Annotated in this window: 26 protein-coding genes; 16 read left to right on the top strand and 10 right to left on the bottom strand. The window is 39.5% G+C overall.

All coding sequences use genetic code 11. The annotated features are described in order from the left end of the window. Window positions 1–3 precede the first annotated feature (3 nt). From PCY70_RS08760 to PCY70_RS08805, 10 genes are all read left to right on the top strand, one after another. Window positions 4–720, top strand: coding sequence for a hypothetical protein (locus tag PCY70_RS08760; protein WP_305767048.1), 717 nt, complete (start codon window positions 4–6; stop codon window positions 718–720). A gap of 73 nt (window positions 721–793) precedes the next feature. After that, the gene (locus tag PCY70_RS08765; protein WP_305767049.1) at window positions 794–1,093 is read left to right on the top strand and encodes a hypothetical protein; all 300 of its coding nucleotides are present in this window, start codon (window positions 794–796) and stop codon (window positions 1,091–1,093) included. Continuing rightward, window positions 1,090–1,230, top strand: coding sequence for a hypothetical protein (locus PCY70_RS08770; RefSeq protein WP_305767050.1), 141 nt, complete (start codon window positions 1,090–1,092; stop codon window positions 1,228–1,230). The genes PCY70_RS08765 and PCY70_RS08770 overlap by 4 nt, the downstream gene beginning before the upstream one ends. A gap of 116 nt (window positions 1,231–1,346) precedes the next feature. Continuing rightward, a complete protein-coding gene (locus PCY70_RS08775; RefSeq protein ID WP_305767051.1) occupies window positions 1,347–1,763 on the top strand; it encodes a hypothetical protein in 417 nt (138 codons plus the stop codon). Between the two features lie 81 nt (window positions 1,764–1,844). Continuing rightward, window positions 1,845–3,533 (top strand): hypothetical protein, encoded by a 1,689-nt coding sequence (locus PCY70_RS08780; RefSeq protein ID WP_305767052.1) that lies wholly within the window; start codon window positions 1,845–1,847, stop codon window positions 3,531–3,533. Window positions 3,534–3,658: 125 nt separating this feature from the next. Then, window positions 3,659–4,732, top strand: a complete 1,074-nt coding sequence (locus PCY70_RS08785; RefSeq protein ID WP_305767053.1) for an ABC transporter ATP-binding protein — start codon at window positions 3,659–3,661, stop codon at window positions 4,730–4,732. Window positions 4,733–4,756: 24 nt separating this feature from the next. Beyond that, the gene (locus PCY70_RS08790) at window positions 4,757–5,635 is read left to right on the top strand and encodes a carbohydrate ABC transporter permease (protein WP_305767054.1); all 879 of its coding nucleotides are present in this window, start codon (window positions 4,757–4,759) and stop codon (window positions 5,633–5,635) included. A 9-nt stretch (window positions 5,636–5,644) separates the two neighbouring features. Further along, complete coding sequence (locus tag PCY70_RS08795; RefSeq protein ID WP_305767055.1) at window positions 5,645–6,478, top strand: carbohydrate ABC transporter permease; 834 nt, start codon at window positions 5,645–5,647, stop codon at window positions 6,476–6,478. Then, window positions 6,462–7,736 carry an MBL fold metallo-hydrolase gene (locus PCY70_RS08800; protein WP_305767056.1) on the top strand — a complete coding sequence of 425 codons (1,275 nt, stop codon included), beginning with the start codon at window positions 6,462–6,464 and terminating at the stop codon, window positions 7,734–7,736. The genes PCY70_RS08795 and PCY70_RS08800 overlap by 17 nt, the downstream gene beginning before the upstream one ends. Then, the gene (locus tag PCY70_RS08805; protein WP_305767057.1) at window positions 7,737–9,023 is read left to right on the top strand and encodes an extracellular solute-binding protein; all 1,287 of its coding nucleotides are present in this window, start codon (window positions 7,737–7,739) and stop codon (window positions 9,021–9,023) included. Between the two features lie 65 nt (window positions 9,024–9,088). Here the strand turns inward: PCY70_RS08805 and PCY70_RS08810 are convergent, their stop codons facing one another. After that, a complete protein-coding gene (locus PCY70_RS08810; RefSeq protein WP_305767058.1) occupies window positions 9,089–10,000 on the bottom strand; it encodes a GGDEF domain-containing protein in 912 nt (303 codons plus the stop codon). An 870-nt stretch (window positions 10,001–10,870) separates the two neighbouring features. Here PCY70_RS08810 and PCY70_RS13855 point away from each other — a divergent pair. The 3 genes from PCY70_RS13855 to PCY70_RS08820 are packed head-to-tail and all read left to right on the top strand — an operon-like array spanning window position 10,871 to window position 12,887. After that, window positions 10,871–11,005, top strand: a complete 135-nt coding sequence (locus PCY70_RS13855) for a hypothetical protein (protein ID WP_416387539.1) — start codon at window positions 10,871–10,873, stop codon at window positions 11,003–11,005. 38 nt (window positions 11,006–11,043) lie between these two features. Further along, the gene (locus PCY70_RS08815; RefSeq protein ID WP_305767059.1) at window positions 11,044–11,469 is read left to right on the top strand and encodes a MarR family winged helix-turn-helix transcriptional regulator; all 426 of its coding nucleotides are present in this window, start codon (window positions 11,044–11,046) and stop codon (window positions 11,467–11,469) included. A 41-nt stretch (window positions 11,470–11,510) separates the two neighbouring features. Continuing rightward, complete coding sequence (locus PCY70_RS08820) at window positions 11,511–12,887, top strand: MATE family efflux transporter (RefSeq protein ID WP_305767060.1); 1,377 nt, start codon at window positions 11,511–11,513, stop codon at window positions 12,885–12,887. A 26-nt stretch (window positions 12,888–12,913) separates the two neighbouring features. On the opposite strand, the gene PCY70_RS08825 is transcribed toward PCY70_RS08820, so the two are convergent. The 9 genes from PCY70_RS08825 to PCY70_RS08865 all read right to left on the bottom strand — a co-directional run bounded on the left by PCY70_RS08825 (window position 12,914) and on the right by PCY70_RS08865 (window position 22,520). Continuing rightward, complete coding sequence (locus PCY70_RS08825; protein ID WP_305767061.1) at window positions 12,914–13,183, bottom strand: hypothetical protein; 270 nt, start codon at window positions 13,181–13,183, stop codon at window positions 12,914–12,916. Window positions 13,184–13,195: 12 nt separating this feature from the next. Beyond that, a complete protein-coding gene (locus tag PCY70_RS08830) occupies window positions 13,196–13,486 on the bottom strand; it encodes a hypothetical protein (RefSeq protein WP_305767062.1) in 291 nt (96 codons plus the stop codon). A 402-nt stretch (window positions 13,487–13,888) separates the two neighbouring features. After that, window positions 13,889–14,815, bottom strand: coding sequence for a type I phosphomannose isomerase catalytic subunit (locus tag PCY70_RS08835; protein WP_305767063.1), 927 nt, complete (start codon window positions 14,813–14,815; stop codon window positions 13,889–13,891). Window positions 14,816–14,875: 60 nt separating this feature from the next. Then, window positions 14,876–15,094 carry an HPr family phosphocarrier protein gene (locus PCY70_RS08840; RefSeq protein WP_242650841.1) on the bottom strand — a complete coding sequence of 73 codons (219 nt, stop codon included), beginning with the start codon at window positions 15,092–15,094 and terminating at the stop codon, window positions 14,876–14,878. Between the two features lie 24 nt (window positions 15,095–15,118). Next, window positions 15,119–16,732, bottom strand: coding sequence for a phosphoenolpyruvate--protein phosphotransferase (ptsP, locus tag PCY70_RS08845; protein ID WP_305767064.1), 1,614 nt, complete (start codon window positions 16,730–16,732; stop codon window positions 15,119–15,121). A 30-nt stretch (window positions 16,733–16,762) separates the two neighbouring features. Then, window positions 16,763–17,020: an HPr family phosphocarrier protein gene (locus tag PCY70_RS08850; RefSeq protein ID WP_305767065.1), complete on the bottom strand. Its 258-nt coding sequence runs from the start codon at window positions 17,018–17,020 to the stop codon at window positions 16,763–16,765. Between the two features lie 24 nt (window positions 17,021–17,044). Continuing rightward, window positions 17,045–19,351 (bottom strand): glycoside hydrolase family 38 N-terminal domain-containing protein, encoded by a 2,307-nt coding sequence (locus tag PCY70_RS08855; RefSeq protein ID WP_305767066.1) that lies wholly within the window; start codon window positions 19,349–19,351, stop codon window positions 17,045–17,047. A gap of 103 nt (window positions 19,352–19,454) precedes the next feature. Continuing rightward, window positions 19,455–21,362: a PTS 2-O-a-mannosyl-D-glycerate transporter subunit IIABC gene (gene mngA / locus PCY70_RS08860; protein ID WP_305767067.1), complete on the bottom strand. Its 1,908-nt coding sequence runs from the start codon at window positions 21,360–21,362 to the stop codon at window positions 19,455–19,457. A gap of 21 nt (window positions 21,363–21,383) precedes the next feature. Beyond that, on the bottom strand, window positions 21,384–22,520 hold the full coding sequence (locus PCY70_RS08865) for a glycerate kinase (RefSeq protein WP_305767068.1): 1,137 nt from the start codon (window positions 22,518–22,520) through the stop codon (window positions 21,384–21,386). Between the two features lie 230 nt (window positions 22,521–22,750). Here PCY70_RS08865 and PCY70_RS08870 point away from each other — a divergent pair, with 230 nt between their 5' ends. Genes PCY70_RS08870 through PCY70_RS08880 form a run of 3 tightly spaced genes read left to right on the top strand, consistent with a single transcriptional unit; the run spans window position 22,751 to window position 24,790 of the window. Continuing rightward, entirely contained in the window at window positions 22,751–23,893 is a 1,143-nt protein-coding gene (locus PCY70_RS08870) for a DUF3810 domain-containing protein (protein ID WP_305767069.1), read from the top strand. Window positions 23,894–23,905: 12 nt separating this feature from the next. Beyond that, entirely contained in the window at window positions 23,906–24,121 is a 216-nt protein-coding gene (locus PCY70_RS08875) for a hypothetical protein (RefSeq protein ID WP_305767070.1), read from the top strand. A gap of 51 nt (window positions 24,122–24,172) precedes the next feature. Further along, window positions 24,173–24,790, top strand: a complete 618-nt coding sequence (locus tag PCY70_RS08880) for a response regulator transcription factor (RefSeq protein WP_029487893.1) — start codon at window positions 24,173–24,175, stop codon at window positions 24,788–24,790. The last annotated feature ends 7 nt before the right edge of the window (window positions 24,791–24,797 follow it).

The raw sequence follows: 24,797 nt of genomic DNA on the forward strand, positions 1-24,797 counted from the left end.
TCGATGGTCGAAGTAGCAGATCAAGCAGTAGCCAAAGTCGATGCACCAGAAATGGCATTGGTCGAAGTAGCAGATCAGGCAGCAGCCAAAGTCGATGCGTCAGAAATGGTGATGGCCGATCATGCGGCAGCCAAAGTCGATGCATCAGAAATATCGATGGTAGATCATGCGTCAGCCAAAGCCGATGCACCAGAAATAGCGATGGTAGATCATGCGGCAGCCAAAGTAGATGCGTCAGAAATGATGAAGATCGAAGTAGCAGATCAGGCAGAAGCCAAAGTCGATGCACCAGAAATATCGATGGTAGATCATGCGTCAGCCAAAGCCGATGCACCAGAAATAGCGACGGTTGATCATGCGGCAGCCAAAGACGATGCACCAGAAATAGCGACGGTTGATCATGCGGCAGCCAAAGACGATGCACCAGAAATAGCGACGGTTGATCATGCGGCAGCCAAAGTCGATGCATCAGAAATAGCGATGGTAGATCATGCGGCAGCCAAAGTTGATGCGTCAGAAATGTCGATGGTAGATCATGCGGCAGCCAAAGCTGATGCACCAGAAATAGCGATGGTAGATCATGCGTCAGCCAAAGTTGATGCGTCAGAAATGTCGATGGTAGATCATGCGTCAGCCAAAGCCGATGCACCAGAAATAGCGACGGTTGATCATGCGGCAGCCAAAGTTGATGCACCAGAAATGGCATTGGTCGAAGTGTGATCAGGCAGTAGCCAAAGTGATGCATCAGAAATGTCGATGGTCGAAGTAGCAGATCAAGCAGTAGCCAAAGTAGATGCATCAGAAATATCGATGGCGAAGTAGCCGATCAGGCAGAGCCAAAGTCGATGCATCAGAAATGTCGATGGTCGAAGTAGCAGATCAGGCAGTAGCCAAAGCCGATGCATCAGAAATGTCGATGGCCGATCATGCGGCAGCCAAAGTCGATGCACCAGAAATGTCGATGGTAGATCATGCGGTAGCCAAAGTCGATGCGTCAGAAATGTCGATGGTAGATCATGCGGCAGCAAAGTTGATGCGTCAGAAATGTCGATGGTCCGATCAGGCAGTAGCCAAAGTGATGCGTCAGAAATGATGATGGTCGAAGTAGCAGATCAGGCAGTAGCCAAAGTCGATGCACCAGAAATGGCATTGGTCGAAGTAGCAGATCAGGCAGTAGCCAAAGTCGATGCATCAGAAATGCGACGGTCGAACAAGCAGATCAGGCAGTAGCCAAAGTAGATGCACCAGAAATGGCATTGGTCGAACAAGCTGATCAGGCAGTAGCCAAAGTCGATGCATCAGAAATGTCGATGGCGAAGTAGCAGATCAGGCAGTAGCCAAAGTCGATGCACCAGAAATGGCGGTTGGTCAGATCATGGCAGCCAAAGCGATGCACAGAAATGTCGATGGTAGATCATGCGGCAGCCAAAGTCGATGCGTCAGAAATGTCGATGGTAGATCATGCGGCAGCCAAAGTTGATGCGTCAGAAATGGCGATGGTAGATCATGCGTCAGCCAAAGTCGATGCACCAGAAATAGCGATGGTAGATCATGCGTCAGCCAAAGTCGATGCACCAGAAATAGCGATGATGGATTATGCGTCAGCCAAAGTCGATGCACCAGAAATAGCGATGATGGATCATGCGGCAGCCAAAGCCGATGCATCAGAAATAGCGATGGTAGATCATGCGGCAGCCAAAGCCGATGCACCAGAAATAGCGATGGTTGATCATGCGGCAGCCAAAGCGATGCACCAGAAATAGCGATGGTAGATCATGCGGCAGCCAAAGACGATGCACCAGAAATGCGATGGTCGATAGCAGATCAGGCAGTAGCCAAAGTCGATGCACAGAAATAGCGATGGTAGATCATGCGGCAGCCAAAGCGATGCACCAGAAATAGCGATGGTGGATCATGCGTCAGCCAAAGCCGATGCACCAGAAATAGCGATGATGGATTATGCGTCAGCCAAAGCCGATGCACCAGAAATAGCGATGATGGATTATGCGTCAGCCAAAGTTGATGCACCAGAAATAGCGATGGTTGATCATGCGGCAGCCAAAGTCGATGCGTCAGAAATGTCGATGGTCGAAGTAGCAGATCAGGCAGTAGCCAAAGTTGATGCGTCAGAAATGATGATGGCTGAAGTTGTAGATGATACGGCAACGGTCGGGGTTGCAGATGATATGGCCGCAGGGGTAGATGATGACTATAGTACTGGTTACAACCTTACGAAAGATGTAGTAGTCACTAATGTTGCCGGCGATGTCATTAAAGAGGAATTCGTAATTACTAATGATGAGGGAAGCGTGATTACAGAAGTTGTGGTGATCAGTAACGATGAAGGTGACGTGATTTCAGAAAATGTTAAAGTTATAGATTATACGAAAAATACGTTTACCGAAGATAATTTGATTGCCAATGATGAAGGAAATGTTGTGGCAGAAAGCGTTGTAGTGACTAATTATACAAACGACACGGTGGCAGAAGGAATGTTATTTACTAATCCGGAGGGAGATGCCGTGACAGCGGATGTTACAGTGACTAAAAATATGGACGATGTTGTAGTGACGAATAGTACGGGACAGATGTCTGATGGTATGTTCAATTATGATGAGATCGAGGAGGTGGTGACGAATATGGGAGAACAAATTATAAAAGATGCGACAGAAGAGAACGCTGCAACAGAAGAGATCGAAGAAGTGGTCGTTAAATTTGGGAAAAACATTCTGGAGGAAAAGATTGTCGTCAATGAGTTTGAGGGAGACGTTATTCCTGGTGAGAATATTGTAGTGACAGAATATACAGAAAGTCCCGAGGTCAGAGAGATGAACGCAGACGCAGACTACAGCGAGGCTATTTCGGAGGATGTTGTAAACTCGGGAATGCGCCAAAATACGCGTTCGGTATATGCAAAGTATTCAGATAAAACGAAAAATCATAGTGCAGTAATAGCGCATCAAATGGATAAGGCGGTCGCATGTTCGAGTGCAGAAGAGTTTAGTGCTATCGTTGCCCATGATGTTGATGAAGCCGTTACGGTAAGTGACACAATGAATGAAGTTGGAGAAAATGCGATAAAAAAGAGCAGGAATGAAATCTCTATTACGATTGATGAAGTAATCAACGTTGATTCATTGTCAGAAGCCGCCACTATGGGAAGGGATGAATTATCGGGAAGTAACAATGTAGTCGATATCGGAACTTCTGCTGTTGAAAATAGTACAGCGATTTCAGATGATATGGATACGGTTGTGTCTTTGGAATTAAATTCGTTGTCAGCTGGAGCGGGAGAGGTTGTAGAAATGAGTAACGTAACACAAGCTGATTTCAAATCTGGCGAGGATGTTTATAAAGAAGTGCAAGGTGATTATGAACGTCTACGAGATTTTGGAGCAGCGGCTATAGAAGCTCAATATGCAAGTGAAACACAGACTGTAAATAGTTCCATTAATTCGCAGCAGGTGGAGCGTATGATTCAAGAGGAAAAGCGTGAACGAGATAAGCAAGGAATTAATGTGTTGCCATTTTAAAATAATAAAAGTTCGCAATTCTCTCCTTGCGAGCTTTTTTATTTTTGGGGGTATATTTTTACTTAAATGCTAAATACTAATATTGGATAACGTTACCAAATAATTTCAAGTTTATGAGGTGAAAGATGATTAGTATTACAAAACTGAGAAAAGTTTATGAAGATAGTGGCTATGAAGCTTTAAAGAATATTAATTTAGAAATCGATGATGGAGAGCTAGTGTGTTTACTAGGTCCTAGTGGATGCGGTAAGACCACGATTTTAAATTTGGTAGCAGGACTGCTGGATCCCACAGACGGCGACATTAAGTTTGACAATGAATCAGTAATTAATAAGCACCCCAAAGATAGAAACATTGGACTCGTATTTCAAAATTATGCATTGTATCCGCATATGACAGTTTTAGAAAACGTGATGTTTCCTTTAACAGTGGGGCGCAGAAAGATGCCTAGAAAGGAGGCCGAAAAGATTGCAAGGAAGTTTATGACGGTCACAAATATAGTGGAGTTGGCATCAAAGAAGCCGGGGCAAATGTCTGGAGGACAGCAGCAAAGAGTGGCTATCACGCGAGCACTCGTTCAGCAACCAAAAGTATTGTTATTAGATGAGCCGCTTAGCAATCTCGATGCGCGACTGCGATTAAAAATTCGCGAAGAAATTCGGCGGTTGATTAAGGAAATAGGAATCACCACTGTGTTTGTGACGCACGATCAAGAAGAAGCATTATCAATTAGCGACAAAATTGTTATTATGGATCAAGGGGTAGTTCAGCAGCACGACATACCGCCAAATTTATATCTTGAGCCGAGAAATTTATTTGTTGCTCAGTTTATGGGCAACCCTATCATTAACACTTTTACTATGCAGTTGGTAGATAATATATTGATAGGCAAAGATTTTTCGATAGGAATGGACAGGCTAGAGTCTGATCGATTTAGAAAAACAATTATGGGAGGAACGTATGTAGTAGGAATTCGTCCTGAGTATTTTGTATTAAGTAACACGCCGCTTTTTGAGGTTGAGATAACTTCTGTAGAGTTGATAGGCAAGGATAGTATTATCAACTTTTCTGTAAACGATGAATTTTGTAAAGCAATTACAGATGTAAATGATGGAATACAAGAGACCGATAGAGTTGGTCTAAATATTAAATATGACAAGATTTATATATTTAAAGAGGACGGGACAAGAGTATACTAGAGATCGACAGCCGCGGAGGGTAGTATGAAAAAATATAGAGCAGAAACTTCACCACATGCATGGTTATTTTTATTACCATCGTTAATAATTATTGGTGTATTCAATTTGCTTCCTTTAATAAAGACCTTTGTTATGTCTATGCAGACAGGAAAAACGTTGAATACAATGACTTTTGGAGGAATAAAAAACTTTCAAGATGTGTTGACAGATCCTAAATTTCATATGGCAATAATCAATACTGCAGTGTATGCTTTTGTAGTTGTGCCATGTGGGATGATCATTTCTATGGCAATAGCAGTGACAATCTTCGAAAAAATTAAGCATAAAGCAATATTTGAAGCGATATTTTTTATGCCATATTTAACCAGTACTATTGCAATAGGTATAGTATTTAGATATCTGTTTAATGGAGACTATGGATTTATAAATTATATATTAAGTTGGTTTAATATTTCGCCTATAAATTTTTTAAATGATCCGGATATGAGTATAGCCACCTTAGTACTATTTGGAATATGGTCTGGGCTTGCGTTTAACATTATTATTTTGCTATCGGGGTTGAGAAATATTGATGACAGCTATTATAAAGTAGCAGATATGTTGGGAGCAACGAAGCGAGAACAATTTGTACGAATAACGCTTCCGCAAATGATTCCTATAATTACATTTTTGCTGATGGTAAACTTTATCAATGCGTTTAAGGTGTATGCTCAAGTGTTTGCGTTATTTAATGGCAAGCCAGGAATAGCCGATAGCGCAACGACAGGAGTGTTTTACATCTTCGATAAGTTTTATGTGGATTATAAATATGGAGAAGGCATGGCAGCTGCAGTTATTCTGTTTTTGTTGATACTCTTATTTACACTATTTCAAAATTTTGTATTGAGAAAAATAGCAAAGTAGGTGTATATTATGAAAAAATCAGCAGATAGAATTTTGGGAGATGCTGTATCAAAAATGTTTGTAACTATTATGGCCATTATTACATTGTTTCCATTTGTATACATGATTTTAACAAGCCTAATGACTTTTCAAGAGGCAACGAGCATTCCTCCTACATTGATTCCAGCAGATCCTCAGTTTGGTAACTACGCAGAAGCGCTAAGGCAAGCACCCTTTGCAAGATATTTTGCTAATACCATAATTGTCGCAAGTTGCTCTACTTTGGGAACAGTGATCAATTGCATATTGGCAGCGTTTGCATTGGTAAAGTTACAGTTTCAGGGCAAAAAGGTGTTGTTGATGGGGATGGCAGCATTGATGATGGTACCCTATGAAGTAACAGTGTTTACAAACTATCAAACCATCGCGCAACTGGGGTGGTTAAATAGTTATCAAGCATTGATTGTCCCGTCGCTTGCAAGTATTTTTTATACATTTTACTTGAAAGAATATTTATCTAGTATACCAATTTCATATTATAAGGCAGCAAAAGTAGATGGGTGCACTGACCTTGAGTTTATAGCACGAATTTTAATTCCTCTTGCTAAGCCGGCATTATTTACTATGAGTATATTAAGTTTTATAAGTGGATGGAATTCGTTTTTGTGGCCGATTTTAGTAACCAATGATACTAGTATGAGATTATTGAGTAATGGGCTAACGGCATTTGCGACGGAAAGTGGAAGCGATGTTCAGCTGCAAATGGCGGCCTCGGCAATATCTGTTATTCCAATAGTGATCATTTATGTAATGTTTCGAAAGCAAATTATAAGAGGAGTTGTAAAAAGTGGAGTTAAAGGATAAGCAAACTAGAGTTACATTTCATAATGGCATAGGTACTATTGGAGGGACTATAATAGAAGTTGCGTATAAGGATAGTCAAATATTTTTTGATTTTGGTAGCGAATATGATCCTGGGGCAGAGATTCAGCCAAGGGATCTGCAGGGGCTATTGGATGCGAAGCTGGTGCCGTACCTAAATATATTCGATCCTGGGATACCAATAGATCGGCATACAGAAAATACTTTCGAACATAAAGCAGTATTTTTGTCACATGTTCATCTGGATCATTCTAAAATTATTAATTATTTGGATCCAGCAGTGCCGCTATATACATTATATGGAACCAAATCATTGCTAGAGACGCTTAATATCAACGACGATTTTTTGTTTCCGCTGCATGGGGCACATGAAAAAAACGTACGAGAAATCGTTGGAGTATCAGATAATGCAGAAATAGAGGTTGGTAAAATAAGGGTAAAAGTGATGCCAGTAGACCATGATGCCTACGGTGCAAGCGGGTTGTATATAGAAACACCGGATCTAACAATTTCATATACAGGAGACATTCGATTACATGGCTACCGTGCAGAAGAGACGATTAAGTTTTGCGAGAAAAGTAAAGGGTGTGATCTACTTCTAATAGAGGGAGTGAGTATATCTTTTCAAGAAGTAGATGAAGTTTCGGTAGATGCTATGAGCGAAGTAGAATTAGTTGAGGCGATTGATGCGTTGATAAAAGCAAATCCTACAAAACAGATAACATTTAATTATTATATTACAAACATTGAACGAATTATGAAAATCATAGAAAAAAATCCTCGAACAGTTGTATTAGATGCATATTATTCATATATTTTAAAAGATGCCACAGGATTTGAATCACTATATTATAGTTGTGACGATAAGAACTATGGATTAGATGCTAACAAACGCATAAGCTATGACATATTGTTGTCAGATAAAGGAAAATACTTTTGGCAATTAACAAATAAAGAGGATGTGAAAAAACTTAAGAGTGGCGGAATATATATTCACTCTAATGCGATGCCTTTAGGAGAGTTTGATCCAGCATATGCTCCATTTGTCGAAAGCTTTGCAGTAAAAGGGATAGCGTTTGAATTGATGGGATCTAGCGGGCATGCGTACCCAAAAGACTTAATGTGGATCATTGATAAAATTAAACCCAAGTTGCTGATTCCTATCCATTCATATCATCCTGAGAGATTGTTAAATAAAAATGGTGATAGAATGCTTCCATTTAAGGGGCAAGTAATATAAATGAAAGGAACTGATATTATGAATTGTAAAAAATTTTTTGTACTAGCAGGATTTGCCGCAGTAGTATTAGCTGGATGTGGTAGTAATGAATCTCCAGTAGTTGTGGAGTCAGAAACTATTCTGACAGAGCTTACCGAACCAGTTAAATTTGTATTTTGGCACGCAATGGCAGGTGAGCAACAAGAGATGTTAATAGAGCTAACTGATCAATTTATGATCGAAAATCCTGAAATTACGGTAACACTGCAAAATCAATCTAGCTACAAAGACTTGCAGCAAAAGCTCACTCTAAATATGTCTAGCCCAAAGCAATTGCCGACATTAACGCAAGCATATCCAAATTGGATGGAAAACGCGATAATAGATAATTTGCTTGTAGACTTAACACCTTATATTGAGGACCCGATTGTGGGATATGATCACTACGAAGACATTATAAAAGGATTTCGAGATGGCACAGAAATCAATGGCAAAATTTATTCGATTCCATTTAATAAATCCACAGAAGTTTTATGGTACAATAAGACACTTTTTGATGAGCTAAACCTAACTCCGCCTACAACTTATGAGGAGCTAGCGCAAACAGCCAAAACGATATATGATGAAACAGGTATTATAGGCGCAGGATTTGACTCATTGAGTAATTATTATACAACATATTTATATAATGAAGGGTTGGAACTAGACCCAGAACTTGATGTTACGGGTCCGGAATCTGTCGCTGCAGTGGATTATTATTTAGACGGTATACAAGACGGGTATTTTAGAATAGCAGGAACAGATATATTTTTGTCGGGACCATTTGGAAACGAGTTGATTGGGATGTATATGGGATCTAACGCTGGAGAATCTTTTATAGAAAAGAGTGTAGGAGATAAGTTTGAAGTAGGTGTGGCACCATATCCAGCAGATGCGGTAATGCAACAAGGGACCGATATATTTATGTTTAATTCATCTTCTCGAGAACAAAGATTGGCGGCATTTGAGTATCTAAAATTTTTGACTAGTACAGACTCACAGGTAAAATGGGGTATTGCAACGGGATATCTTCCAGTTAGAGCTTCCGCGATGGAAAGTGAATCATATATTAATTCAGGAAGCTTGGTTGCACCTATTGTGGAAGAGGCCACAGAGAGTTTGTATACCACAAATCCAGATTTAGCGACAGACGGAGCATTTAGAGAGGCTGCAACAGTGTTAGAACATATACTAGCACAGCCTGATGAGCCTGATGTTGATAAAAATTTAACAGGCTATAAAAATACTTTGGTAGAAATTTGGGAATAGAGAGTGGTTTGTACTGTGCTTACTGAGTAATTTAAGTGCAGTACAATTTTGTTATAGAGATTGTGTTATAGAGAAGGAAAGTTGTGAGTGTAAACTGTAAAGGTACATTTGCCTCGAGTTTTTGATTTATACATGGCGCTGTCAGCGGCAGTATAGAGGTCTTGAAAGTTGTTGAAGATATGATCTACTTTTGCAATACCGATACTAGGAGACACAGATACTGAAGCATTATCATTGGAGTAAGTTTTGGATAATTTATTTATGATGACATTACTTTTCTCTATGATATTAATACCATTTGAGTTTGGAATAAATACCAGAAATTCATCCCCACCAATTCTTCCCTTTATATCATCCTTTCTAAAAATAGAGTTTATGTTATGAGCAACTTCTCTTAATACATTATCACCAGCAGCATGGCCAAAGGTATCGTTGATGCTCTTAAAGTTGTCTAGGTCAATCATAAATAAATACCCACCAACCTGTTCTGCATCTTGTAGCAAAAATTTATCTATCAGATCCTCGGTGGTAGCCTTGTTGTATAAGCCCGTAAGCTGGTCACGCTCGGCATTAAACTGTTTGATTTTTTCCTCTTGAACATTGCTAATAGTAATAATAGCGCACATATTGTTTTGAGATTCAACTCGTACGTTTGCATTAAACCAGGCAAAATCTTTGTTGGTATGAGACCATCGATACTCGAATTCGTATTTATTGATTCCCTTGTCAAAAGTTTGAATCATATATTCGATAGCCGCCATCGCATTGCTGTTTTCTCTGTCTTCTACATGTACATAGTTAGAGATAAGTTCCTGAAAAAGGTTTTCATACGATGTACCAATAAACTCGGGCTGAATTTCTCCTTGATGGATATAATTGGTAACTTGACCTGTTTCGCAATTGACCTCTATCGCGCTGTCTACCGTGTCTAAAAGAATATGCTTATACATACGCTCTATCAATTTACTATTTTTCATAGTCTCCTTATTTAGCTCCATTATTTCGAAGCCAATCATCATAAAAATACAGAGATAAAATAGAATGAGCCAACTAACACCTAGCAAAAGTTGCTGAACCAAAAGATTAAATACAAATATATCCACAGAATAAGATGTAGTGTTAGTAATTAGGCATAAAATAATACAAACTTCCAAAAATAAAAATAATTTAAGTCGGGTTGGGTGAGTTATATAAATTCTGTAATATTTTTGGGGAACTAGTTTTGATATTATTAGTAGAAAAAGGGAGTGTATCGAACAAACCGCGATGCGTATTAAGTATAGTGAACTGCTAGTGGACATAATGTGCCATATACTGGTATCAAGTATTAAGCCAGCAGAGGCGTTTAAAATCATTACTAGTGCCATAATGTTAATAGGCATATATAAAGCAGTGGCCAACTTTAAGAAGAAATTTCCTTTAAAAAATATAATGATAAATAAGCTATAGACTACTATTATAAATGCGTATACAGCTATCATAGAATATGAAATAAATACAGAACTGACAGGACCAGCGATAATTGTGAGTATTATTACAATTGTGTAAAATGTATTCTTTGAGCCATTAAATTTAATAAGTTTATTGATTGTTGTAAAAAATAATAAATTATGTATTGCGAATACAATTAAAAAGATTCCGAGTATTGTCATAATATCTCTCTCCTTTGCTATAAATATGGTTATAATTTATTTTATGATAGATATTTATAGAACAGTAGAAGTGTTTTTAATTACAACAGTAGACAAAAATAGTAGATAAAAATAGCAGACAAAAAATTCGTTAACTATAGTGAGTCTTTTTGTTGTTTTATATAATTTACAGAAGTATTTTTTTAAATTTAATTTATATATAATAACAAAAATAATAAATTAAGGTTAATTTTAATTAATTTTATAATAAATGTTACGAAAAGGCATAAATTAGTTGCATATACAACTAATTTATGCTACAATTATTACAACAAAATAGTAAAGCAGTAAAAAAATAAAATAGTAAAATAGTAAAAGAGAGGAATTCTATGAAAGATGATAGAAGCATAAATAGATATTTATCTCAAATTTACAGAAAAAGTATAAGGTTTTTGCAATGCAAATTGGCAGAAGAAGACGTTGGGTGTGGTCAATTTACATTTTTAGAACAAATTTTTAAATACGAAGGAATAAGTCAAGAAGAACTTTCTAACAAACTTGTAATAGATAAAACAACTACCGCAAGAGCGGTAAAAAAACTTGAGGACAAAGGATATGTCAGACGCGAAAAGCGTATTAACGATAAACGAACATATGGAATCTACGTAACGGAGCGTGCTATTGCCGAGCATGAAAATATCGCAAACGCATTTCGTGACCTAGACAATGTGTTTAATGATGCCTTAACAGTAAGTGAAAAAGATACACTCATCAATTTGCTAGCTAAAATTTGTAATCATTCGCAAATGAAATAGAATAAAAATGAAATAGAATAAAAATAAAATAGGAGGATCTCATGGGAAAACATCAAGAGTTATTAGCGACAGAGTCAATTGGAAAACTAATATTTAAGTATTCACTGCCGGCGATTATTGGGATGATGGTAAATGGACTATATAACGTGGTAGACCGAATGTTTATAGGAAATATTCCGGGAGTTGGGCATTTAGCGATTAGTGGTTTGGGAGTAACTTTACCAATAATGACCATTATAATGGCGTTTGGTTTGTTAATAGGTATCGGTGCAGCAACAAATATTTCGATAAAGTTAGGTGAAAATAACAAAGATCAAGCCGAAGGGATTTTGGGTAATGCAATTTCGTTGTGTATTTTATCTGGTTTAGCTATAAGCGTTATTGGCTTAATATTTGTAAACCCTATTCTTTCAATGTTTGGTGCAAGTCCAGACAGCTTGCCGTTTGCAAAAGAATATATTGAAGTTATATTAATTGGTAGTGTGTTTAATATTACAGCGGGATCTATGACGAACTTAATAAGAAGCGATGGAAATCCAAAGTTATCTGCAATAATTATGGCCACAGGATGCTTCCTCAATATAATTCTAGATGCTCTTTTCATTTTTGGATTTGGAATGGGTATAGCAGGTGCGGCATGGGCAACGATAATTTCACAAGCTGTAACAGCGGCATGGTCACTAGGATATTATTTTGCTGGAAAATCTAATTTATCATTTCACAAGTCTGGTTTAAAGCTTGCTAGAAAATATGTATTTCCGATGTTAGCGATTGGGTCTGCGCCATTTGCTATGCAGGTGGCCATGAGTGGGGTTCAAATTATTTGTAACAATGCGCTAGGAACTTATGGCGGAGACATGGCAATTGGTGCTTTCGCTACAATAAACTCGATAGTATTAATGATGGCAACGCCGATTATTGGAATTGCCCAAGGAACTCAGCCGATTATTGGATTTAACTTCGGGGCAAAACAATACGACCGCGCAACCTTAACATTAAAAATAAGCGTAGGTTTTACATTTGTCTTCTTACTTGTCGTAGTAGCAATAATGCAAATTATTCCAGAAACATTGGTAAGTCCATTCTCTGGAGATAACCCAGAACTTGTTGCGATGACAGTAGAGGGCTTAAGAAAATATACAATAATGATGCCATTGATGGGACCTGCGATGTTGGGGTCACAATATATCCAAGCAATAGGCAAAGCGAAATCGGCAATGATACTAGGTCTACTCAGACAAGTAATTTTGCTAATACCACTAATGTTGATAATGCCAAGAATATTTGGACTAACAGGAATTTGGTTTGCGCAACCTATAGCAGACGCGCTAACAGCATTAATCACAACAATAGTAGTAATTAAAGAGATACGATCTCAAACAGCAAGAGATATACCGGAAGTAGTACCGGCAGTATAAATGAAACTGCATTCTGAAGTCAAAAATCAGGATGCAGTTTTTTTATTATCTGCACCAGCTAACGAAATCTCATCTGCACCAGCTAGTGAAGCCACATCGACAGCCGCATCTGCAACAGCTAGTGAAGCCTCATCGGAAACTTCATCTGCAACAGCTAGTGAAACCTCATCGACAGCCGCATCTGCAACAGCTAACGAAGCCTCATCGGAAACTTCATCTGCCACAGCTAGTGAAGCCGCATCGACAGCCGCATCTGCAACAGCTAACGAAGCCTCATCGGAAACTTCATCTGCCACAGCTAGTGAAACCTAATCGATAGCCGCATCGGCAACAGCTAGTGAAGCCGCATCGACAGCCGCATCTGCAACAGCTAACGAAGCCTCATCGGAAACTTCATCTGCCACAGCTAGTGAAGCCGCATCGACAGCCGCATCTGCAACAGCTAGTGAAACTTCATCGACAGCCGCATCTGCAACAGCTAGTGAAGCCTCATCGGAAACTTCATCGGAAACAGCTAGTGAAGCCACATCGGAAACTTCATCGGAAACAGCTAGTGAAGCCTCATCGACAGCCGCATCTGCCACAGCTAGAGAAGCCACATCGAAGCCGCATCTGCAACAGCTAGTGAAACCTCATCGACAGCCGCATCTGCCACAGCTAGTGAAGCCTCATCGACAGCCGCATCGGCAACAGCTAACGAAGCTTCATCGAAACCTCATCGGCAACAGCTAACGAAATCTCATCGGAAACTTCATCTGCCACAGCTAGTGAAAACTCATCGACAGCCGCATCTGCAACAGCTAGTGAAGCCTCATCGGAAACTCATCGGAAACAGCTAGTGAAGCCTCATCGGAAGCTTCATCTGCCACAGCTAGTGAAATTTTATTTGCAATAGCGAAAGAAGCTTCATCTGCAATAGCGAGAGAAGCCTCTTCTGAAATAGCGAATGAAATCGCGTCTGAAATAGTGGGTAAAGGTAGAACGGTGGTAGTGATCGATGTCTACGAAATATATGTTAGAAGAGCATGGAAATCTCCCTGTAGATTATATTTTCCGGTACCGGCGGCAACGAAGATGCTATCCCCTTTTGTGAAGTTGAGCGTTTCTGTTGTAGAATCGATTGATCCAGATCCCTCGAGAACTAGAAGAGAGTGGAAACTCGTCTCATTGGCAGTGAACGTAGCCAGGTCGGTACACTTAATGTCGCGCACAGCAAAATATTGGCAATCAACAAGAAGATCGGAGTTTTTTGCTACGTTGACAGCGGGTGCTAGGGTGGATACTTCAACAGCTTTGGCAACATGGAGCTCTCGAAGCTTGCCGTCGGCCCCACGTCTAGCGAAATCATATACGCGGTAGGTGACATTGGATGATTGCTGGACCTCAGCTATAAGACATCCGGCGCCGATTGCGTGGACAGTGCCTGCCTCTATGAAAAAGCAATCACCGGCGGTAACATTAACTTTGTTTAAAACGTCTAGGATGGTGTCATTTGCTATATGTTGCTCGTATTCAGCTTTGGAAAGAGTCTGGTTAAAGCCATAGTAGATGAAAGCATCGGGTTCGGCTTCGGCGATGTACCACATTTCGTTTTTGCCGTTGTCATTTTCATAAGCAATGGCGTAGTCGTCATCGGGATGAACTTGAATAGATAGATTTTGCTTCGCATCGATAAATTTGATTAAAATAGGAAAGCTGGCATACTTGGCACAATTGGTACCCAGAGCCGCAGGATGATTAGAGAGCCAGGTCTGTAGGGTTTGGCCGGCATCTTGTCCGGTTGCGAGGACGCTTTCGCCATCTGGGTGGCAAGATAATTCCCAACTTTCAGCTAATATATCACCATCAAAAGCTTTGCCGTATGATTCAGATAATTTCTTGCCTCCCCATAAATAGTCTTTAAAGGCGGGTGTTAGTTTTGCGATCATAGTAGTCTCCTTATAATATAAAATAATAACGGACACAGTAATCCATGTCCGTTAGAGATATTACTCTTCTACAATAAAATCTTGGAGAAGTTGTTTCATTTCGTCTTTGTATGAATAAATGCGAAGTTCAATGGGTTTGCTAATATCAAGGCTTAATATACCGAGAATGGATTTGGCGTCAACAACGTAGCGGCTAGCGACCAAATCGCAGTCACTGTCGATCATATTGACTGCTGCCACAAATTTTTGAACATCTTGAATTGTACTAAACGAAACCATAAATATTTCCACGAAAAATACCTCCTAATCTAAATCACGAATAATCTTTCGAATTGCAAATATAGAAGCAGGAGAAACAGAAAGCTCGTTGATTCCATATTCTACAAATGTTTCAGTGAGTTCTTCGTCAGCGGCTAATTCACCACATATCCCGGTCCAAATTCCATATTGTTGACCAGTAGCAGCAATGATTTCGATCATTCGAAGTACTGCAGGATGATGAGGATCATAGAAGCGCTCTAGCATCTGATTTTGTCTGTCAATAGCTATTGTATATTGAGTTAGGTCGTTGGTGCCTATGCTGAAGAAATCTACCAACGGAGCAAGTTGGTCGGCAATCATGACAGCTGCAGGCGTTTCGATCATTATTCCAAATTCATATTTACCAAACGGAATATTTTTTTTGGTAAAATTGGCTTCTATTTCTTTGATAATTTCTTTGGTGCGCTCAACTTCCCAAACAGATGTGATCATAGGCACCATGATAGAAATATTGCCGAAGTAACTTGCGCGTATTAGAGCGCGTAACTGCGTTCTAAAAATGCTTTCCTCAGTTAAACAAATTCTAACGGCGCGATATCCTAAAGCAGGATTTTCTTCGGGCTCTATATTGAAGTAATCGATTTGTTTATCTGCACCTATATCCATGGTTCTGATGATAACTTTACGACCACCCATCATCTCGGCAACTTGTTTGTAAGTTTTAAATTGAAGCTCTTCGTTTGGATAATTGCTTTGTTCGAGATACAAAAATTCGCTCCTAAATAGACCGATTCCTTCTGCGTCGTTTTGCAAAGCTAAGCCGACATCTCCAACAGAACCTATATTTGCATATAAATTGATTTTTTTACCAGATTTAGTGATAGTTTCCTTGCCTTTATATTCGGCAAGCAGTTCTTTTTGCTTGTTTTCTACTGCAAGACGTTTTTTGGCTATAGTAATTTTTTCGGGGGTAGGTGATATTGAAAGACTGCCATCAAAACCGTTGATAATAGCCTTTTGTCCATTTACTTTGATAGGAACGGGAACACCAACCAACGCTGGAACAGCCATCGTCCGAGATAGAATTGCTGTATGAGAGTTTACAGAGCCCTTACGAGTTACAAATCCTAGAATTTTGCTTTTGTCCATTTGAACAGTTTCGCTAGGAGATAAATCGTCGGCAACAATGATACACGGAGTATTAAAAGTTAAAGCGTTGTCTTCGCGTTCGGCTAATACATTAATGAGTCGATCGGAAATGTCCCTAATATCTGCAGCTCGGCCTTGCATATACTCGTCTTCCATATTGGCAAACATAGTAGCGAAGTTGTCAGAAGTTTGTGCAACAGCATATTCGGCATTAACCTTCTGCGTTTGAATAATGTTGACTATTGATTCGGTATAATCTTCGTCTTCGAGCATCATTTTATGAACATCAAATATTAAAGCATTCTCATCTCCAACTTCTTTTTTTGCTAGTTCATATAAATCATCAAGTTGTACCATAGCTATTTGCTGAGCCTTATGAAATCTGGAAATTTCGCGTTCAGGATCTGTAATAGATATGCGTCTAACAGTGTTATCTTTTTTGTCAAGTTCTCTAATAGTGCCAATAGCAATACCTTTAGAGGCAATGCTTCCCATATAAACATCCATAAAATTTACCCCCTTGATTTTAAAAGTTAATTATAAATTTTCGGCAAAAAAGGTTTGGATTGCGTCAAATGCCGCGTCTTCATCTTCGCCCTCTATTTTGACAGTAACAGTTTCGCCGGTTTTAACACCAAGAGCCATAATAGCCATCAACTTGTTTGTATTAGCACTTTTGCCGCCTTTTTCTACGGTAATAGTGCTCTTAAATTTTTTGCCTTCTTTAGATAGCAAGCCAGCTGGTCTAACGTGGATTCCGAGTGCATCTTTAATTACATAATCAAAAGTTTTCATTTTTATTTGCTCCTTTATAATTGATCATGGCATTATAAGGCATTTTGTTATACCAAACAAGGGGGTTAAATATTCTTTTGCAGTACGAGCGAGATGCGGATCGTTTGCGGCTAACGCTAATTCGAAATGCAGTTTCCCTAGTAATTGAGAATCTGGAGTTGCCATCTTAATACCAGAAGGACGACCTGGTCGGCGATATAAATTCTCTTTGCCTAAGAAACCTACACCTCTAAATAAAGTTATGGCAATAGTGTCAAAATTAGTACCAATAAATTCAAATTCGCGAACAGAATTTGTTAAAACGGCAAGGCCAGTAGAATTATCTGAGGCAACGTAAGAAAGCATCGGGTATATAGAATCTGGGCGTTCATCCCACTTTTCTTGCTCCCAGACAGCCATGGCTGAGTCGACTACAGGGCGCTTGATAGATCCGAATTGATTATCGGAAACAGAGAACGATGATGCGATTCCCTGAGGTATTAGTAAGCGAACTCTGTGATCCTTGCTTTGATTATCGATGTTAATTTCCAAATCGATGATTTTTGACTTTGCGCATAGTTTGGCTGAAATTTCGATGCCCATCTTGCTGTCACAGACTTTTGCTTTGCGACTGTCTAAATCTTTTGGAATACACATCTCAAATTTGGCAACAGCAATAGATTGGAGGCCAAAATTAACGATTTTTGTTTCTGCGATAGCATCTTTGGAAGTTACGATAAAGTCGTCTTCTAACTCTGAAAAATCGTATTCGTCGCCGTCATCGCTGCCATCTTCGATCATCAAAACTGCAGGATATTCTATGTTGGCAAGCTTATCTGTAATATTAAAACTGCCGTTGGTATTAAGTGAGATCTTAAAAAATTCGTTTTCTGCAGCAGAAACTAGTCTAGAAGCTGTTTGAGCAACGGCTCCATCTTTTTCTTTGATGAGGAATGTTTTATATCCCATAGCAGGAATGACATCTACGAAATTTAGATAGTATCGAACAAATGGATCGTAGTCGCCATAATGAACGATTTGTCTGTCGATAAGCCCGGCATCTACAATTTCAGTTTTGGTTACAGTAAAATCGTAGCTCTTGCCATTTTCGTCTACTAAGTCAAAGTTTTTCATCTTAGTTATGATTTGCGCATCGACTAAATTGTCTCGCTCATAAGGAAGAAGGTTGAATACGGTAAGCTTATCTAAAGTAATTTCTTGACTGATAGCATCAGTGATTTTGCGCTTATAAAATTTAATTAGCTCATCTGTTTTATCTTCCGCCAAAAAGAAGCGGTCGGCAATCTGTTGGTGTACTTTGTCGCTGCAGCAGCAACCGATAGAATCATGAGCATGATTTTTCATAATGTCTTTCCAAATATTTTCTACAAGACCATGTTCGTATGAGAAACCAAGTTTGTGAGCAATGCTAGCAAGAGGCTCGAGGATGTTGGTAATCTTATTTTCGATGCGAGTATTATCGCTTTTTAAGTCGGCTCTGGTAGAGAAGATGCTACGATGGACGCGCATGTATTTTCCATCTAGCAACTCGCCTTTTATAGTATCAAGATCTGGAACTTTTTCGAGTTCATCAAAGATCTTTTCGTATCTGCTTAAGAAAAAAGTTTTATCTGGGTAAATTTCTTTGAGAGTATCCATAATTTGGTAAATATTTTGTTGAATAGGCATTTGGTCGTGACCATTTGGCAGGGCAATTTCATCGTTTACCGCACCATGTTCGAGAACAGGCATATACTTGCTCATTCGCTTTGCGAGAGCTTCTTTTTCTGCAGGGAGATATTTGCCTATAGCATATCCGAGTGGAAGAAGATGAACTAAAACTTTGCCACCCTCGTTGCCTTCCCAGAAAAAGTTTTGCTTATTGGTGCCATGACGCTCGCTACTACCGCGCCAAAAAATAGATCGAGTGATTCCGAAGCCGTTTAAAATTTGAGGCATCTTTTCGCTTTGCCCAAAAGAGTCTGGGAGATATCCGATCATCATGGGCTCGCCGAATTTGCGAGAATCTTTAAGGCCATACAAAAGGTTGCGAACTATAGATTCACCGCCAACAACCATTTCGTCGGTTTGAGTGTACCAAGGACCTACGATTAATTTTCCTTGCTGTACTAATTTGCGAACTCGTTCTAAATTTTCGGGCTTTACATCAAAGTAATCTTCCAAAATAGCAGTTTGACCATCTAACATATAGTATAAATAGTTTTCATCAGTCTCCAATCGTTCTAAAATTTCGTCCATATTGTTAACTAATAAAATTCGTGATTCTTCTGTGGTAAAATACCACTCTCTATCCCAATGCATATGTGGAATAACGTGTACATGTTTTGCCATAGCAAAGCACCTTCCTAATGTTGTTATTTTTGTACCTCCAGCAGAGCGAGTGTCTGGGAGGTATGTATTGCCCCTCTATATTGCAGAGGGGTTAATGGAAATATTAGGCTTTTCCGCGTGCTCTATCTCGTCTCATAAGAGGAACAAGAATAGCGGTGGACACAATCGCACCGACAATAGCCGCGCCTAGCCAAATTGCAGCTCCGAGCGTTGGAGATATACCGGTAGTAGAATAATCAAGAAGGAACATAGAGAAAATTCCAGCTCCCGGAACATTTAGACCTACATTTGCAAATGCAACGATAGCGCCACATACTGCAGAACCAGTACAAAGCGATGTCATAACTTGAAGAGGATGCTTCATCATAAATGGAATGGCACCTTCTGTAATACCTCCTAGTGCGAGTAGCCAAGTAGTTCTACCGGCCTCCAACTCTTCGGTGGTGTATGATTCTTTTTCGATTAAAGTAGTCATTGTAATAGCAAATCCAGAAACCATCTTAACAGATGCGAAGATAGCGTAAGGAACTAGAACGCCCTCTTGCATAACGCTAACACAAAATGCATAAGCAGCTTTATTTACTGGGCCACCAAGGTCAAACGAAGTCATGATTCCGATTACAATACCTAAAATAATAACGTTGGTGCCTTGAAGATCTCTAAGGAAATCTGTAAGCTTTAGATTTATGAAAGCAACAGGTTCTCCGATAACAAAGAACATTATAATGCCAATCCATATTACGCTTACTACGGGGTAGATAAAGAAGCTGATAAATCCTGAAAACGGACCTTTTGCTGGAATGATCTTTTTCATATATCGAACACTATAACCAGCAATCAAACCGCCTAGCATACCAGCCAAGAATCCGCCGCCAACTAGGTTTGCAGCAAATCCGGCAGCGAAACCAGAAACTAATGCAGGCTTTTCACCAATTGCAAATGCCATGTATGCAGCCATAACAGGAACTAAGAGAGTGCCTAGCAGTCCGCCAGAAAGTTGTCTAAATGAATTGAGCCAGTGCCCCGCGGTGTTATATTCTTCCACAAGATTAAATTGTTGGCTAATAAGTACAGCGAAAGCCAAAATCATACCGCCTGCAACAACAAAAGGAACCATGTGAGAGATACCGGTCATTACAGCCTGTTTAATCTCTTCTCCAAGACCTAATTTTTGAGGAGATTGAGTGGACGCATCAAAAGAACCTTTTTCGTGAGTCTCGGCCTTTTTTAATGCGCGATTGATAATGGACTTTGCATCTTTTAGCGGTTCTGCAACAGAAGTTTGGGTAATTGGCAAATGGTTGAAGCGTTCGATATTTTTTACAGCAACACCTACAGAGAATATCGCCGCATCAGCTTCTTGTAATTGTTCTGTAGTAAGTCTGCCTTCTATTCCGTTAGCACCTTGTTTTTCAACGTAAACTTTAACACCCAACTCTTTTCCGGCTTTTTCGAGAGCTTGGGCCGCCATATATGTATGAGCAATCCCAGCAGGGCAAGCAGTAACAGCAACAATAGACTTGGTGTATTCGATGTGTTGTTCTTCTTGTGTATTTTCGCTATCAAGATTGTTGTAAAGTTCTGATACAGTCTTAGAACTAAATAATTTGGTAGCATAATCCTCGTCGCTCATTCGTTCCATTAAGGTTGCTAGCAAGTCTAGATGAGTACTACCCCCTTCGCTTTTTGGGATCGCTAACATCACGATATGCTGAACTTCATTATCCTCGTCGATGCTTTCCCAATCGCTAACGATTCCTTCGGTGGTCATAATAACAAAAGCCGCTTCCGCAACGCAGTCAGCTTTTCCATGAGGGATAGCCAAACCGTTTTCGATACCGGTTTCTGATATTGCTTCGCGGTCATAAATAGCCGCAGTAAAGTCCTCGATCGATGTAATTTTACCGTTATCAAATAATGCTTTAACCATCGCATCGATTACTTCTGATTTTGTAGAATAAGGCATGTTCAAAAAGATCATGCTCTCATTGGTTAATCTAGATAATTCCATATTATATATTCCTCCACTCTATTAATTAATTGTAGAACCAACTTTTATAAGACCCAATGTACGCCTAAGGGCCATAGCGTATAGCTCGGCAGCGTTATCTAGCGCATACGAAAGGGGCATTATCGAATTTATGGTAGGTACAATGGCCGAAATGCCAAAATTTAACATCTCTTCTGCTCGTTCTCCCATGCCTCCTACGATAGCAACGCAAGGAATCCCCAGTTCTGTACAGACACCTGCAACGCCGCTAGGAACTTTTCCAAAAGCACTTTGGTGGTCCATCTGACCTTCTCCGGTAATGACTAAGTCGGCGCCAGAGATTTTATCTTTAAAATTTACGATATCTAGCACGGTCGCAATCCCAGAACACATGTTCGCATCGACAAATAATTTTAATGCGGCACCTAGTCCACCAGCAGCTCCGGCGCCACTTTCGTAACGTACAACTTTTCCAACAGCCGCTTCGGCAATGTCGATATAATGAGTCATCCCAGCTTCTAAAAATTTACGAGCATCGGGATCTGCGCCCTTTTGTTTGCCAAATACATGTGTCGCACCCGAGTCTCCTAAAAGAGGGTTGGTTACATCACACATAACAGTTATATTTGCTGCCAGTACTAAGGGATTTATATGTGTTGCGTCTATAGTGGCAATTTGTGCGAAGTTTTGTGGAAACGGTTCAATGATATTACCGTCCACATCAAAAAATTCCACACCGATAGCGGCAGCGAAGCCAAGACCACCATCATTAGTGGCGCTTCCACCAATGCCGATGTATATATCGGTAACACCATTTTCTAAAGCATGCAAAATCATTTGCCCGGTTCCGAACGTGCTTTGTTTTAGAACATCGCGTTCAGCATCAGACACAAGAGTAATTCCAGATGCCGCAGACATTTCCATTATTGCCGAGTTGCCAAATCTACCATAGCTAGCCATGATGTTGTGGTGCAAAGGATTTTTTACTTCGCATTCGATTAATTCGCCACCCATTGCGTCTATCAAAGCATCAACGGTTCCTTCGCCGCCGTCTGCCATAGGAATTTTGATGATATCACACGCATCAAAAATTTCATTTGCAACCTTCGCACCGATTTCACATATCTCACTTGCGTCCAAAGAACCTTTAAATGAATCAGATGCAAATACTATTTTCAAAATTATCACCTCCAAGTTTAAATCTCAATTTAGTTTGACCTAAATTAATACTATATATACAACATTAATATTAAATATGTAATACAAATGCTATAGATGTAAAATGTGTAAAAATTTTACATGAATATTATAGGAAAAAGATGCTGCACTGTCAATATGCAATTTTATCCATTATTGCAAAATGCTTATAATTTGGTAGATTTTACGTATCATAAAGAAGAGGCGATAATATGAAAATAAAAAAATCAACAAAGCCTAATGAGTCGCGAATGCGCTGGGAAAAATCAACAAAAATTAAATTATGGCTCTTGCTTTTAGTACCTATTTCGATGATATGTTTACATGCATATGCGGACAATCCGATATGGTGGGAAAAATTTTATTCGTTAAAGATTAATAAAATAACGATAGAATTTTTGAGTAGTAGCTTTGGAATATTACCGTTTTCGGTTTTTGAAGTGTTGGTGTTTTTGCTAGCGATATCTTTAATATGGTATGTATTAGTAACGATATATAACTTGATTCGACATTTTAGGTATTTCTATATAGTGTTAGGAAGATTTGTTCTAAATATAGTATTGATAGCGGCACTGCTGTTCTCGAGCTTTGAGCTGCTATGGGGACTTAACTACAAGCGGCCGCAGTTTGGCTTGGGTCATGGGCTGGTAATAGGCGAATATACTACAGAACAATTGGGAGCACTATACGTTCATTTACTTAAACGTGCAGAAACAGTGAGAGAGTTTTTAGATGAAGACGAGAACGGTATTGCGCAAATGTATGGTGACTATCAGAATATTTTTACTAGAGCGCCGTTGGGGTTTGTGGCATTGGAGTCGGTGTTTGAAGAGCTTGGAGGAGACTATGGTCAAGCCAAGCCGATAGCTGTTTCAGATCTATTAAATTACGCATCGGTAACAGGAATCTATTCGCCATTTACTGGTGAACCAAATGTAAACGTGGCGATTCCCGCGATCTATATTCCGTCAACTACGTGTCACGAAATGGGGCACCAACGAGGATTTGGTTTCGAAGATCAATGCAACTTCATTGCCTTTATCACTTGCGAAAGACATCCACATGCAGATTTTCAATATTCAGGATATCTGCTGGCAATAGCATATACTAGTAATGCGATCGCTAAGGCAGACTTTGGGCAACTGAGAAGCCTCAATCAACAAATGTCAGATGGTGTAAGGCGAGATTTGGATTATGGTAATGCTTTTTGGGATCAGTATCAAGGAGATATAGAGGAAATGGCAGATTCTGTAAACAACACCTTCTTAAAGTCGAACGGAGTTCACTCGGGGACAGCAAACTACGGAAAAGTTGTTGAGTTGTTATTAGCATATTACGCCAAATATTTTGCTTAAGGAGACAATATTATGAAAACAGTTGATAAAATAAGCATGTTAGATCAGGTAGCCCTAGATAGTTTAGTGGCTCCAAATCTATATGGAAATAATTCAGAACCGCTGTATCCATATAACGAAAGTCTGAATGAAGTGTTTTTAGATCTGGCAGCAGATGCGGATTTAAACCCAGTTTTTCCGGCTGAGCTTAATGATCAGTTTGCACGTGACTATTTGAGTGATTTGTAAGAAGCACCAGGTGGAGAGTGATCGCTTTCCACTTTTTTTGTGGAGGAAACTATGGGGAAAATTTTAATAGTAGAATACGACACATTATTGAGCGAGGAAATTGTTGTGGCGTTAGCTGGAAGCGGGGTCCATCAAGCCGTAACAGTAGCAGAAGCAAGAGAAATTTTGAAAAATGTAGATATACACGTATTGTTGCTGGGCTTTGCAAATAAAATGGGGATAAATTTTTTGAAGGAAGTCAAAAAGAATAGCACTATTAATGTTATTATATTGGCCGAAGATAATGCGGAGTATGACGAAATTTCGGCATTAGAGCGTGGAGCAGATGACTATATAGTAAAGCCATTTAAGGTAGATCTGCTACGGGCCGTGGTAAATAGCGAGCTAAAAAAAGTGGCAAAGAAGAAGTTTCGATATGACTTTGCAAAGAAAAATTTTTACCTGGATAACAAGCGGTTGGTTTTGACAATAGTAGAACATAAGATGTTGAGGTTATTATTAGAACACAAAGGAGAGGATGTCGCGCGGGATGTGATCGAAAGGACAGTGTGGGGGGCAGCGCAAGTGAGCAATAAACTTTTAGCCAATAATATCGCAAAGCTGCGAAGCAAATTGGGCGAGGCCGATCGCATTAAAATTGTTGAAGGCGGATATAAGTGGGCAAGTTAAGTATTTG

It is taken from the genome of Candidatus Epulonipiscium viviparus (genome assembly GCF_030708075.1).
GTDB classification, from domain to species: Bacteria; Bacillota; Clostridia; order Lachnospirales; family Cellulosilyticaceae; genus Epulonipiscioides; species Epulonipiscioides viviparus.

What these genes read in the sequence shown, in the direction of transcription:
- PCY70_RS08760 (WP_305767048.1), top strand. Translation starts at nt 4, where the DNA reads ATGGTCGAAGTAGCAGATCAAGCAGTAGCCAAAGTCGATGCACCAGAA.
- PCY70_RS08855 (WP_305767066.1), bottom strand. Translation starts at nt 19,351, where the DNA reads ATGGCAAAACATGTACACGTTATTCCACATATGCATTGGGATAGAGAG.
- PCY70_RS08810 (WP_305767058.1), bottom strand. Translation starts at nt 10,000, where the DNA reads ATGAAAAATAGTAAATTGATAGAGCGTATGTATAAGCATATTCTTTTA.
- PCY70_RS08795 (WP_305767055.1), top strand. Translation starts at nt 5,645, where the DNA reads ATGAAAAAATCAGCAGATAGAATTTTGGGAGATGCTGTATCAAAAATG.
- PCY70_RS08770 (WP_305767050.1), top strand. Translation starts at nt 1,090, where the DNA reads ATGATGATGGTCGAAGTAGCAGATCAGGCAGTAGCCAAAGTCGATGCA.
- ptsP (WP_305767064.1), bottom strand. Translation starts at nt 16,732, where the DNA reads ATGGATGTTTATATGGGAAGCATTGCCTCTAAAGGTATTGCTATTGGC.
- PCY70_RS08765 (WP_305767049.1), top strand. Translation starts at nt 794, where the DNA reads ATGCATCAGAAATATCGATGGCGAAGTAGCCGATCAGGCAGAGCCAAA.
- PCY70_RS08785 (WP_305767053.1), top strand. Translation starts at nt 3,659, where the DNA reads ATGATTAGTATTACAAAACTGAGAAAAGTTTATGAAGATAGTGGCTAT.
- PCY70_RS08835 (WP_305767063.1), bottom strand. Translation starts at nt 14,815, where the DNA reads ATGATCGCAAAACTAACACCCGCCTTTAAAGACTATTTATGGGGAGGC.
- PCY70_RS08875 (WP_305767070.1), top strand. Translation starts at nt 23,906, where the DNA reads ATGAAAACAGTTGATAAAATAAGCATGTTAGATCAGGTAGCCCTAGAT.
- PCY70_RS08805 (WP_305767057.1), top strand. Translation starts at nt 7,737, where the DNA reads ATGAAAGGAACTGATATTATGAATTGTAAAAAATTTTTTGTACTAGCA.
- PCY70_RS08870 (WP_305767069.1), top strand. Translation starts at nt 22,751, where the DNA reads ATGAAAATAAAAAAATCAACAAAGCCTAATGAGTCGCGAATGCGCTGG.
- PCY70_RS08840 (WP_242650841.1), bottom strand. Translation starts at nt 15,094, where the DNA reads ATGGTTTCGTTTAGTACAATTCAAGATGTTCAAAAATTTGTGGCAGCA.
- PCY70_RS08815 (WP_305767059.1), top strand. Translation starts at nt 11,044, where the DNA reads ATGAAAGATGATAGAAGCATAAATAGATATTTATCTCAAATTTACAGA.
- mngA (WP_305767067.1), bottom strand. Translation starts at nt 21,362, where the DNA reads ATGGAATTATCTAGATTAACCAATGAGAGCATGATCTTTTTGAACATG.
- PCY70_RS08820 (WP_305767060.1), top strand. Translation starts at nt 11,511, where the DNA reads ATGGGAAAACATCAAGAGTTATTAGCGACAGAGTCAATTGGAAAACTA.
- PCY70_RS08880 (WP_029487893.1), top strand. Translation starts at nt 24,173, where the DNA reads ATGGGGAAAATTTTAATAGTAGAATACGACACATTATTGAGCGAGGAA.
- PCY70_RS08780 (WP_305767052.1), top strand. Translation starts at nt 1,845, where the DNA reads ATGCACAGAAATAGCGATGGTAGATCATGCGGCAGCCAAAGCGATGCA.
- PCY70_RS08790 (WP_305767054.1), top strand. Translation starts at nt 4,757, where the DNA reads ATGAAAAAATATAGAGCAGAAACTTCACCACATGCATGGTTATTTTTA.
- PCY70_RS08850 (WP_305767065.1), bottom strand. Translation starts at nt 17,020, where the DNA reads ATGAAAACTTTTGATTATGTAATTAAAGATGCACTCGGAATCCACGTT.
- PCY70_RS08775 (WP_305767051.1), top strand. Translation starts at nt 1,347, where the DNA reads ATGCACCAGAAATGGCGGTTGGTCAGATCATGGCAGCCAAAGCGATGC.